The 13,156-nt window shown below is 42.8% G+C and carries 7 protein-coding genes and 1 riboswitch; of the genes, 1 reads left to right on the forward strand and 6 read right to left on the reverse strand.

Annotated features, from left to right (window positions below; all coding sequences use genetic code 11):
- Positions 1 to 144 precede the first annotated feature (144 nt).
- The 6 genes from LX73_RS11870 to metE form a co-directional block, all read right to left on the reverse strand.
- On the reverse strand, positions 145 to 519 hold the full coding sequence (locus LX73_RS11870; RefSeq protein WP_148899722.1) for a hypothetical protein: 375 nt from the start codon (positions 517 to 519) through the stop codon (positions 145 to 147).
- A gap of 60 nt (positions 520 to 579) precedes the next feature.
- Positions 580 to 2,877 (reverse strand): heavy metal translocating P-type ATPase, encoded by a 2,298-nt coding sequence (locus LX73_RS11875; protein WP_148899723.1) that lies wholly within the window; start codon positions 2,875 to 2,877, stop codon positions 580 to 582.
- Between the two features lie 192 nt (positions 2,878 to 3,069).
- A complete protein-coding gene (locus LX73_RS11880) occupies positions 3,070 to 3,651 on the reverse strand; it encodes an AraC family transcriptional regulator (RefSeq protein WP_148899724.1) in 582 nt (193 codons plus the stop codon).
- A 132-nt stretch (positions 3,652 to 3,783) separates the two neighbouring features.
- Positions 3,784 to 6,204: a ribonucleoside-diphosphate reductase subunit alpha gene (locus tag LX73_RS11885; protein ID WP_148899725.1), complete on the reverse strand. Its 2,421-nt coding sequence runs from the start codon at positions 6,202 to 6,204 to the stop codon at positions 3,784 to 3,786.
- A 105-nt stretch (positions 6,205 to 6,309) separates the two neighbouring features.
- Positions 6,310 to 7,296 carry a ribonucleotide-diphosphate reductase subunit beta gene (locus LX73_RS11890; RefSeq protein ID WP_148899726.1) on the reverse strand — a complete coding sequence of 329 codons (987 nt, stop codon included), beginning with the start codon at positions 7,294 to 7,296 and terminating at the stop codon, positions 6,310 to 6,312.
- A gap of 448 nt (positions 7,297 to 7,744) precedes the next feature.
- A complete protein-coding gene (gene metE, locus LX73_RS11895) occupies positions 7,745 to 10,087 on the reverse strand; it encodes a 5-methyltetrahydropteroyltriglutamate--homocysteine S-methyltransferase (protein ID WP_148899727.1) in 2,343 nt (780 codons plus the stop codon).
- A 139-nt stretch (positions 10,088 to 10,226) separates the two neighbouring features.
- Positions 10,227 to 10,433: riboswitch (cobalamin riboswitch) on the reverse strand.
- A gap of 325 nt (positions 10,434 to 10,758) precedes the next feature.
- Between metE and LX73_RS11900 the strand changes: the two genes are divergently transcribed.
- Positions 10,759 to 13,128: a TonB-dependent receptor gene (locus LX73_RS11900; protein WP_170245683.1), complete on the forward strand. Its 2,370-nt coding sequence runs from the start codon at positions 10,759 to 10,761 to the stop codon at positions 13,126 to 13,128.
- Positions 13,129 to 13,156: the final 28 nt, after the last annotated feature.

Consider the following 13,156-nt stretch of genomic DNA (forward strand, 5'->3'; position numbering starts at 1 on the left):
GTTCAGAGATTGTATATAGAAATTCGATATAAAAAATGGAAGCAACTGCCTGTTCAAAAGCAGTGGTTAGATGAAAAAATTAATAGTTTTGCAGTCAGGTGAGACTGGATTTAGCTAAAGCTGACTACAAAAGACCCAGATGTGCTAATTCAAAAATACGCGATACAACAGATGTAGCGAAGGCCTCGCAAATACTGTACCTGCTGTTTTAGAACGCAAATAGGTAAGAAATGATAAATTTAGAGAAGACGATAAACGCTGCTGAAAACCATTCTCACCAACCACCTGAGGAGAGATACTGTTAACTATTTTGGATGGTTTTTGGATTTCGTTGCGTACCTGATGACCACAATTGCACTGTGTTTTATCAGCATGGTGAGCATGCTCCGAGGTTTCCAACCTTACTTGCGGAGCCTCAAGTAAATCAGAAACGGGCGTATGGCAACAAAGTGAAAATGTAACGCTGACCAATAGTATCCCTATCAGTGCAGCCACTCCATATTTTTTGCCTATACCCATAAACTCCATTGGTTGGTGATCATCTATGTTACTTAATGCATAATCCAATAACAACGTTTCTTATTCATACGGCTGGATATTTTGCCTGTTTAACCGACGGGAATTACCAATAACTGTCAGCGAACTAAATGCCATAGCCGCCTCAGCTAATAGCGGATGAAGCATACCCGCCATAGCAAGAGGGATCATCACCACATTATAGAAAAAGGCCCAAAATAGATTCTGTTTAATTTTTGCAAAGGTAGCGCGGCTTAACTTCACCGCTTTTACTACAGCACTTAAATCCCCTTTGACCAAAACAATATCGCCGGATTCAATAGCCACATCCGTACCTGTGCCGATGGCAATCCCCACCTGCGCCTTGGTTAATGCCGGCGCATCGTTAATGCCATCACCCACCATAGCTACAACCTTGTTCTGCTGTTGAAGTTGCTTCACTTCATCAGACTTTTGATCAGGTAACACTCCGGCAATAACTTGCTCGATACCAACTTCGGCAGCAACTGCTTTAGCCGTGCGTTCGTTATCGCCAGTCATAATAATGGGAGTCAGGCCAAATTTTTTGAGGGCATCAATGGCTCGTTTACTGTCTTCTTTGATCGGATCAGCGACGGCAATTATACCTTTAATCGTCCCGTCAATGGCAACCAGCATAGCTGTTTTGGCTTGTTCCTCAAGACCACTTAACTGGTTTTCAATAGAGGTGTTAAGCCCAATTTCTGATTCACGCATTAAGCTTCGGGTGCCAACCAACACCTTTTCCCCTTTAACCTCGGCCTTAATGCCTTTGCCAGTAATTGCCTCAAAATTATCAGCACTGCTTAATTTCCCATAAGTGTCCTCGCCATATTCCACAATAGCTCTACCCAGCGGATGCTCAGAACCACGTTCGGCAGAAGCAGCAGCTTCTATAACTTCTTCTTCGGTTGCACTGTCCAACGCTATCACATCAGTAACACCCGGTTCTCCCTTGGTAATAGTACCGGTCTTATCAAGCACAATGGTATCTACCTCTTTCATGACTTGTATTGCTTCTCCGTTTCGGATGAGCACACCGTTTTTGGCGCCCATGCCGGAACCGACCATCAGCGCGGTAGGCGTAGCTAATCCCAATGCACAGGGACAAGCAATTACCAGCACGGCAATAGCCGCATAAAAGGCCAGTGCTACACTTCCCATTTCCGGATTAATCCACGGGATAAAACCAGCACCCCATTCGGCGATACCGCCAAAAAATCCCGGAAAAATAAGCCAACTGGCAAGTGTAAGCCCTGCAATTCCCAATACTACAGGTACAAAAATAGCGGTAATACGATCAGCAAACTCCTGGATGGGCACTTGTGATCCCTGTGCTTCTTCAACCATCCGTATCACCTGATTCAAAAAGGTATCTTTGCCCACTTCGGTTGCTTCTACTTTTAGCACACCATTTTTATTCAAAGTGGCACCCAACACCTCATCCCCTTTCGATTTCTCGACGGGCATAGATTCTCCGGTGGCAATAGATTCATCAACACTGCTTTGCCCATCAATTACCTTACCATCAGTGGGAATCTTCTCTCCGGGACGAACAATCATCAAATCACCGGGCTGTAACTCCTGTACATCAATTTTTATCTCTTCTCCGTTGCGTTCTACAGTAGCCTCTTTGGCTTCGAGCGTCATTAATTCCTGGATGGCATCCGAAGCCCGGCCCTTGGCTTTAGTCTCTATATAACGGCCGGTCAGATGAAAGGCCATAATCATACCGGCAATACCTGCGAAACTGTGGAAATCTGGCGCAAGGGCAAACTGGTGCAACAAGGCCACAAATCCTGTAGACAAGGCTGCCAACGCTCCCATGGCAATGAGTACATCCATATTGGGTGCCCCATTTTTCGCTGATTTCCAAGCTCCTTTTATTGTTTCCCATCCGGGCCAAAATATAACAGCTGCCGATAGGACGAGCATACCAACCTCAAAACCTAAACCACCTAAAAAGGCATACCCCCATATCATTTCAGGAAGCATCCACAGTATGATAGGAATAGTAAGTGCCCACGACCACCACATTCGGGATTTAGCAGTATCTAGCTTTTCCTGTTGGCGTTTTTGCCTGTTTTCTGCCTTGGACATTTCTGAACCGGATTCCTCCTTCACCAATGTATAACCGGCCTTTTCAATAGCTTCTTCAAAATCTTCTAGTGTCAACCCATCCTGATATGTGACTCGGGCCGTTTCGGCTGCTAAATTAACAGGCGCTTCTTTTACTCCCTCCAGCTGCTCAAGCATTTGTTGTACCGAATTTACACAGCCGGCACAGTGCATGCCGTCAATTTTGAGTGTTTTTTGTTGGAGCTTCTTTTCCTGCGTTTCCATATACTCATTTATTGGTTTAGGAATCAAATTTCATGCTGAAGATACAGCATAAGTATACTATTCTTGTTATAGAATTCTTGGCAATTCTTATAGAATTTTAGGGTTTTCCATGGAGATTATTAACAAAACGAATGGCCGAACGCCACTCCTGCTCAAATCTAATTTGGTGCCCGTGATACCCTGGAGTTGAAATTAGTCTTTAAGGCCATCCAGCGGCTTGCGAAAAGAATCCCTAGCCTTTTTGTAATCTGTCACCGACATGCCGGTCACCTCTTTAAACTGCTTCGATAAATAGGCAACACTGCTGTAATTTAACTGATAGGCAATTTCACTGAGCGTCATCTGCTCATACGAAAGCAACTCCTTGACGCGCTCAATCTTCAGATGAATAAGATATTTTTCAATAGTTGTACCTTCACTTTCGGAAAAAACTGAACTCAGCGATGAATAATTTTTGTGCAGTTCATCCGATAAATAGTCAGACAGTTTAGGCTGATCATCTGATTCTTCCAGCTTCTCAATATAAGCTAGTAACAACATCTTAATCTGCTCTACCAGCTGCTGATGTTTGCCCTTTATTAATGCAAATCCATGATGCTGAAGTTCAGCTTCAGTTTTTTCTTTGGGGATAGCGTGTTCTGCCTGCACTTTCGCCCATCCCAGCTCTACATCTATCACCTTAAAGCCTAAATCCCGGAGCGTATCCTCTACAACGGTCACGCAGCGCGGACAAACCATATTTTTAATCCTAAGTATTTGCTCTGATTGGCTCATAGCTAATATATCTATTTAAAACTAAAATCCTTTTTCATTGGTATAACCGTATCTAATATAAAAAGCGTGCAGATCTCAAACGAATATATATGAGACCTGCACGCATTAATTAAACAACTACGCTCTGCTACATCATTCGCAAGCGGGACAAATTCTGCGTAGCATCGGGTCGGTAGGACATGAGTCTGCATCTTCAGTCCTAAGAGCCTTATCAACTGCATCATCCCCAAACTTTTCTCGTGCTCTAGCCTCCAGTTCTGCCTGTCCTTCTTCCATTTCTTGTTCCTCAGGCTTAACATCTGAACGGTCATTGCCGTTAGTAGCAGCCGCACCAAATCCTTTGCGTGATCCCCGTTTATTAACCTCTTCGGTGTATTTTTCGCCTTTCACTACTTTGTCAATAAAGCAGTAATAGGTGGACTTGAGTTTTTTCTCCCAGGCATATAGATAAATCTCCTCCATGTTATCCCGGAGGTCTTCATCAATATAGAGCGATTTGGATACCGACTGGTCTATAGATTCCTGGAAAGCCGCAGCAATATCAATTTGTCGTTCAGGATGAATTTCATAGGCCGTTTTATACAGATCTTTGTTAATCACACCATCGAGTTCTTCAATTGGCTGCACCGACCCATTGTTGGCCTTGATTGTTTGTGCCATCTCTTCACTCCAATAGCCCTTATCCTCGAGATCCTCGATAAGCTGACCATTGATCACAATATGCTTGCCCGACAGCGTATCCCGCGAATACAAATTGCTAAAGTAGCTGTCGATGGATGAGGTAGTGCCCGAAATAATTGAAATAGAAGCTGTGGGAGCAATAGCCAACAGTACCGCATTCCGGCGCGGCTCGTAATCATAAGGATCTCCCTGCTCTTCCATCTCTTGATAATGCTTAAAGGCACCGCGCTCTTGTGCTAGCTCTTTCGATGTGCGATAGCTTATTTTTCGCATAAAAGAACCCAACTTTCGTGCCAATATAACGGCTTCTTCGGAATCATAAGGGATGCCAAGATCCACCAGTGCCTCAGCAAAGCCCATCATCCCAATGCCCAGCGGACGTAAGTCCATAGTATTGCGTTTGGCTTCGTCGGACGGATAGAAATTTTTATCCAGGATGTTATCGAGTCCACGGGTCATTAGCTGCAGCGTATCTTCCAGCTGATCCCAGTCAACATCGGTGTTATCTTCATTCAAATGCTTCGACAGGTTCACCGAAGCCAATGTACATACAGCAGTCGAATCAGGTCGGTTGGGAATAGAAATTTCGGTGCAGAGGTTGGAGCTATTTATTACACTGTATTTGGGACACGGATTATGGCGGTTGTGCTCGTCTTTAAATATTAACCACGGATGGCCTGTTTTCGCCAACTTAAACAGATACTTTTTGAAGAAGTTTTTACTGGCACGCTTATCGTACTGTTTTAACTCTCCGGCCTCCGCCTGCTCGATACGCTTCTCATACTTTTTCTTAAAATCATCGCCGACTGCATCCACTAATTCAGGACACTCACCGGGATCAAAAAAGTAGAGCGGCTCCTCATTTTTAATGCGTCGCATCATTTCATCCGGCATCCAGAGGCTGGTATTGAGCGACGGCGTGCGGAAGTAAGCATTGCCTGTCGTTTCGCGCAAGTCAAGAAACCCATCGATATCAAGGTGCCATGGCTGCATGGACATTACCTGTGAGCTACGCCGCCGACCGCCCTGCTGAATAGAATTGACCAACGTATCAAAAATTTTAATGAACGGAATAGATCCGGATGAGGGTGCATTCAGCGATTTGATGTTGGAGCCGGTAGCCCTAATGCGGGTCACGTCGGTGCCTACGCCGCCGGCATATTTAGCCAGAAAAGCAGTTTCCCGGGCTTTATCCATAATGGAATCCAGCGAATCATCAATGACACTCACATAACAAGAAGAATACTGCGACGTGGTAGTACCGGAATTAAACAGCGTGGGGGTAGAGTGTAAATACTGAAGCTTCGAAAGCTTCTCATACATTTTAACAATCTGCTCATTGGAGTTACCAATACCCATGGCCACACGCATAAAAAACCACTGCGGCTTTTCAATAATCTCATTGTCGCGATTTCTCATCAAATACCGATCTTTGAGCGTAGTAAGACCGAAATAGCCCAACAATCCATCACGATCAAAATTGAGCGTTTGAGTCAGCAGGTCGAAATCAAAGTCTTTGAGTCGCTCATCAAGCAGATTTTGCTCAAAAGCCTGCTCTAAATAATCTTGGAAATTATCCAACCTCCGGCTTATATCTTTATCAACAATTTTTAGCAGCTGGCGCGTGGCCAGCGTATCATAAACCGGATGCTTTGGAATAAGTTGCTCGATAGCTTTAAGCACCAATTTATCGAGCTCTTCAGTGGTAACACGTTCAGGGACTTTTAAGTCGAGCTCTTTCATAATTTTAAAGACGAGCTCGTAATCGTCCTCAACCTTGAGACCCTCAATGATTTCAAAAATAGCGTTAATAATTTTTTGTGTACGAAATGGCTGTTCAGTACCATCGCGCTTAATGACTGTTCGTTTCATAATATTTGGTAATTTATTTGAAGTTAGGTCGATATGTCATGCTGAACTTTCTTCAGCATCTGTTGGAGGAGATTCCGAAACAAGAGCAGGATGACAAGGGGTGGTCTAGTAATTCGTGTATTCGGTGGAGGAGACCTCAAAGAAGTTAATCAGCTTCTTGACATCTTCTTTCTGCAGGAATCGCAGCGGATTCTCATTGATATGAAACTCCTGCTGAAAACCAAGTTCTTGTAGTCGGCGATCGGTGATATACTTTAGGTAGCGTTCCATCTCTCCGGATGAAATTCCCAGGATCGTACGATCACCAAACTGATGCTTGACGTATTCAATTTCGAGCGACGTGCCATCCAGAATCACATTGCGGATATCCTGCACGTATTCAGTATCCTCAACGATTTCCGGATTTTCCTCGAGCATAATCAGAATAGCCTCAATCCCATTTTGCAGATGCAGTGACTCATCGATGAGCACCAACTCTACACCGGAGACCACATTCTTCATCTTGGCCATATCCTTAAGAGCAAAAAAGTGGGCAAAAGAAGAGTAGAAGAAGATTCCTTCCAGTACAATATTATTCAGCAAAATAGCCCGCAGTACCTGTTTTTGTCCTTTTAGAGTTTCAGGGTTGATTTTGCCATGACTTATCTTGTCGATCTCATCCACAATTAGATCCTGTTTTTTACGAAGGATGGGATCATCAAAAGCCACATCGTACATTTTTTCGCGATCCAGGCCAAATGATTGCAACACAATTTCAAAGAAATCGCTATGAATATTTTCCATAAACAACTGCGTGCTAAAACTCATCTTGGCATGTGGATCCGTAAGAAGCGGGAAAAAAGAATTGACCAGCACATTTTGTACCAGTAATTCTGATGAGCAAAAATACCCCACAGCTGTATCAAAAAGCTCTTTCTCGTCGTCGGTCAGGGAGTGGTAGTCAAGAGCATCCTGCTGAATATTCAGCTCCTCGGGAAACCAGACTACTTTCTTTTGTTTTTCATACAGTTCTTTAAAAATGGGATAAGATGGATCTTCGCTGAGCTTAATATTATCTCGTACAGAAGTACGTCCAATTAGCTTATTATTCATGGTCTATTATTTATAAATATTAGAATTTTCTTTAGTGATACAGCCCTTCGTATATTTAGTATAGTCATATGTAGCGTTATTTAACTCCGAAATGGATTAGATTTAGGCTGATTTGATAATGTATTCATAAGTGTAATACCCTCCCCCTTAGAGGCTGTCCCAAAAGTCCAATGAAAGTAAACGTCCCCTAAATAACTAAGGCGCGATCAATCTCCCTAAATCCCTCTTCTCCAAAAGGGACTTTATATATGCTCATCCTATGAATTAGGACCTACTTTTTGAATCTTGCGTTCCTCCTTGGAGAAGGAGGACAGGAGGATTGACCTTTTACTTCTTATAACGCCTACATTATTAATGTATTCAAACCCATATTGAAACTTTTTAGACAGCCTCATTCACAGTTTATCATGAAAAGAGGGATAGAAATTATTTTCTATTTTTGGATTTGCTATATCTCTAGTTCAGCCTGCTTTTCCCGCATTTGCTTTGCGGCAGCAACCATATTTTTAAGAGATGGTACCGTCTCTTCCCAACCCCGGGTCTTAAGACCACAATCCGGATTTACCCACAGCTGAGAAGAATCAAGCACATCAGCAGCCTTTTCAAGAAGACTAATTATTTCGCTGGTAGAAGGCACCCGCGGAGAGTGAATATCATAAACCCCGGGTCCGATCTCGTTGGGGTAATCAAACTCCACAAAGGCTTCCAGTAACTCCATCTGTGATCGAGAGGTCTCCATAGATATTACATCAGCATCCAGGCGGGCAATGTGCTCGATGATATCATTGAACTCCGAGTAACACATATGGGTGTGAATCTGAGTACAATCCTTAACCACAGTCGAAGCCAGGCGAAAAGCATCAACGGCCCACTTAAGGTAAGGATCCCAGTTTTTACGGCGTAGGGGCAAACCTTCTCTAAAGGCGGGTTCGTCAATTTGGATCGCCTGTATGCCTGCTTCCTCAAGGTCTTCTACCTCATCACGGATGGCCAGGGCAATCTGTTTTGCGGTCTCCTCACGGGATTGATCATCACGGACAAAAGACCACTGTAGAATAGTCACGGGCCCGGTTAACATCCCTTTCACCGGCTTATCAGTTTGTGATTGAGCATACGAAGACCAGCGGACGGTTACCGGCTCCGGGCGGTGGACATCACCATAAATAATGGGAGGTTTAACACCGCGTGTGCCGTAGCTTTGTACCCAGCCGTGACGCGTAAAGGCAAAGCCGGCAAAATGTTCACCGAAGTATTCCACCATATCATTGCGTTCGAACTCACCATGCACCAACAAGTCCAACCCAATCTCTTCCTGTCGGTTTATGAGTTCATCAATCGCACCTTCTATCCGCTCTTCATATTCTTTTTTTGATATCTTCCCTTTTCGGAAATCGGAACGCCACTTACGAACTTCAGAGGTCTGTGGAAATGAGCCGATAGTAGTAGTCGGAAATAGCCCCGGCACATTAAGGTGTTCTTCCTGTTGCTCTTTCCGCTCATTATAAGGATGATCACGCTTCAGCATCTCATCATCGAGTGACTGCATGCGTTGTTGAACACTGTTATTGTGTACCAGCTCCGACTTTCCTTTATCAGAGATATCGGCCTGGTGCTCTTTGAATAGTTGTTGTTCTTCCTCACTAAATGAGTCAGATGCGTAGTTCTTCAGTAATGTAAGTTCATCCAACTTTTGATTAGCAAAAGCCATCCACCGTTTTACTTCGGCAGGCAGAGCTGTTTCATCAGTTTCTCGTTCCAGATCCACTGGGCAGTGGAGCAGAGAACAAGAGGGAGCAATCATGATTTTATCATTGCCAAGCTGTTCCGCTGCTTGTTGAATAGATTCGGCAGCTTTCTCAAGATTGGTTTTCCAAATATTACGACCGTCAATAACACCCAGTGAGAGTGATATACCTTCATCAAGATGATCAATTATGGTACCCAACTGGTCCGGGGCTTCGACAAGATCAACATGTAGTCCGTCAACGGGTAGTTTGCCAGCCAGCCCTATATTATCCTCTAAACCTTCGAAGTAGGTAGTTAATAGCAGTTTTAATTCTGAGCACTCTTCTCCCAGTTTCTGATATGCTTGCTGAAAGGCGATTTCAGTGTCTTCATCAATATCCAGACCTAGAAATGGTTCTTCAATTTGCACCCACTCTACGCCCATACTTTGAAGCTTAGATAAAATATTTTGATAGACGGGTAATAGCTTATCAAGAAGGTCCAAACGGTGAAAATCATCCGGAGCATCTTTCTCTTTACCCAGCAACAAAAAGCTAACCGGACCAATCAGTACGGGCTTCGTGATAACACCCACAGATTTTGCTTCTTCGTACTCATCAAAAATTTTGGATGATAAGCACTGAAATTCTTGATCCGGAGTAAATTCAGGGACGATATAATGGTAATTAGTGTTAAACCATTTAGTCATCTCCATGGCTGCTATATCATGATCTTCATCCTGCAGGCCTCGGGCCATGGCAAAATAAGTATCAATAGGATAGCTGTAGATCTTGTCATCCTCTTCTTGGAAAATCTTTTTATAGCGTTCAGGCACTGCACCAACCAACATAGCTGTATCAAGTACCTGATCGTAAAGAGAAAAGTCATTTGAAGGCACCATATCGATGCCGGCATTTTTCTGGGTGGTCCAGTGCATGACTTTGAGAGACGAGACAGATTCGTCCAACGTTCTCTTATCAATCTCTCCATTCCAATATCGTTCTACTACTTTTTTTAAATCTCTGTTGATACCTATCCGCGGATATCCAAGATTATGCGTAATCATAATGATCTGTTTTAGCTTTAAATTATGAGGAGGGAAACTAAAACGTTGTGAAGGCAGAGAGTTCAAGCGTAATGCTAGTATACAATAAATCGGGTATACGGTACCTGCCTTTCAACAACACCTTAACTCCCGAAGGCCTCGTTTACTTGATCTAAAGGCAGGTCTCCTGGCTTATCGACCGTTTCTTCTACCCTTCCCGTCTCTTTTGGGGCTGAGACAGTGGTCAAAACAAAGAAATAAATCGAATTACAGTTGCGGGAACAGCTCCGGATTTCAAATACTTGAAAGCACCGGATTCCCTTTTCACCCCGACGGTTGTCGGGGCACCTTTAAATCTATTTTCAATAAAACAGCTACCAATATCATTGTCAACGTATACTTTTCCACAAAAGGACAGGGTTATCAACAATCACTGAACTCTTTATAAAATACAGGATACCATCACCACAAAAAATATCAGAGACTCTCCTTGCTATTTAGAATTGATCTAAATAGTTTTACCGTCTGCTATTTAAAAGCAGTCTAAATAAAATCAAGTTTTTTGAGGTACTTATTTTTCGGTCTTCACCAAGCTTAATACATCCTATTTCCCGTTTTAAACCTCACAAAACTCATTAATAAGAATTATAAATAAAGACAACCTAGATAGGTTAGAAGATAATATGAACCCGATGCAACATTTAACCAAGCTACAACTCTCTTTTCTCTTTGTATTCTTTGCATTTTCTACCTCTGCCTTTGCACAATCTGGAACAATTGAAGGGACGGTTCTCGAGGCCAATAATGAGAACCCTTTACCGGCTATCAATGTAGGGCTTAAAAATACCACTTTAGGTGCTCCTACCGATGCAAATGGAGAGTTTACTATTCCAAAAGTTCCTTCAGGATCATATACTCTTTATATCTCTGCGATAGGATATAAAAAAATCCAACGTGATATCACGATTGATAAAGGAGAAACCAAAAATCTTACTATAAATTTGGAAAAAGATATTCTGGGCATGAATGAGGTCGTTGTTTCTGCTACGCGCCGCATTGAATCGCTGGATGAAGTACCGGCTTCTGTGAATATCTTAAGTGATAAAGAAATCGGTGAACAAATTACAATCAATTCAAACCTAAATGACATGCTCGCAAAACAGGTTCCGGGCTTTGCCCAATCTACCGAATCGGGCAGTAATTGGGGACAGAATCTGCGTGGTCGTGACTACTTAGTCCTTGTTAACGGCATTCCACAATCAACTCCTTTGCGAGCGGTAAGCCGAGACCTACAAACTATTGACGCTGGTTCTGTACACCGTATCGAAGTTATCAAAGGCGCAACCGCAATTTACGGTAACGGAGCTACCGGCGGACTTATCAACTATATAACCAACCTGCCACAGAAAAATGGCTTCCAATCAGTAAGCCAGGTGGGATCTAACATCTCGCTTACGGCACCAAGCAACAGCATTGGATATCGGTTCTCGCAACAACTTTCTGGTCGATCAGATAAATTAAGCTACAATATTAAGGGATCATTTGAAGAAAAGGGACTATTTAAGGATGCCAGTGGAGATATTATTCCTACCAATCCACAAGGGCAAGGAGGTCTTTCTCAGGCATCAGTTTATAATATCTACGGGCAGATGGGGTATGATATCAATCCCAAACAGCGTATAGAAGCTATGTATAACTTTTACTCCAATGATCAGGAAACAGAATACTCTACCATTGCAGGTTCATATCCTAATCAAAAAGCAACTGCAGTAAAGCAAGATCCCCGAGGTAAGTCACAAGGTACACAAGGCAACCATAATGCCCAGCTAAAATACACATGGTTAGACTTTTGGAATAAAACCTCGCTGGATGCAACAGCTTATCTGCAAGATTATAAAACGGTATTTGGCTTTTTCAGCGGATATAAAAATGGTGGTCAAAGTTACCTGAAATCTCAAAAACTGGGCTTTCGCCTCAACTTGGAATCTCCTTTTACTCTGAGTGAAAATATTGATGGCTCCCTCATTTACGGTCTGGATTTACTCAAAGATGAGACTCAACAAAAGTTGTTTGATGGTCGCATCATCACTCCTGCAATGGATATGGCAAATTATGCTGCTTATGCCCAGCTGAAAACTATTTTGTATGATGACTGGGTATTCAAAGGCGGTGCTCGTTTAGAAAGTATTAATATCGATGTACCAAGCTACACAACCGTACAAAAGAAAAAACCAAGTGGAGGTTTCAGTGGTGGCGTTGATATCGAAGGCGGAAATCTTAAATACAGTGCCTTCACCTACAACCTTGGTCTCAGCTATAAGAAGTACCAAGCATTCAATCCATTTGTAAGTATCTCACAGGGTTTTTCTATTGCTGATCTTGGGCGTACTCTGCGGAGTGCTACTAAATCAACAACCGTACAAAGCATTGATCCGGAACCAATTATTGTACAAAACTATGAAATCGGAATAAACAGCTCATTTAGTATATTCCGTGGCTCTATATCCGGTTTTGCCAGTACTTCCGATTTGGGAGCTTCATATCAGGAAAACAATAATGGTGCTCTTGTCATTGCCCGATCACCAGAAATTGTCTATGGATTTGAAGTAAGTGCTCATGCACGTCCTATTTCTTTCCTGGAGTTTGGAGCCACCTACAGTTTTACTGAAGGCAGAAGCGATAACAATGATAACGGCAACTACACCGACTCTAAGGATTCATTCTTAGTAAATAACCGCATTTCGCCTCCAAAGTTTACAGCTTATGCCCAATTCCAGTTTACCTCCAAACTGAAATCTAAATTAAGCTTGTTACATTCTGGGAAACGAGACCGATTTGATAATCCTTCTGGTGCTTACCAAAATAAAGTTAACCCATACTCTGTTTTGGATCTAAACTCTAGCTACCAACTACCCTTTGGTTCTTTTAGCATAGGTATTGAAAACTTGCTAAATGAAAACTATTACCCTGCTATTTCACAATGGGCCGGATCTTACTTTGGAACAGGATATTCCAAAGCACCCGGTACGCGTATAAATGCAACATTGAAAGTTAAGCTTTAACCCCTAAATACATTGGCTGCCATTCTGT

Source organism: Fodinibius salinus, assembly GCF_008124865.1.
In the GTDB taxonomy this organism is placed as follows: domain Bacteria; phylum Bacteroidota; class Rhodothermia; order Balneolales; family Balneolaceae; genus Fodinibius; species Fodinibius salinus.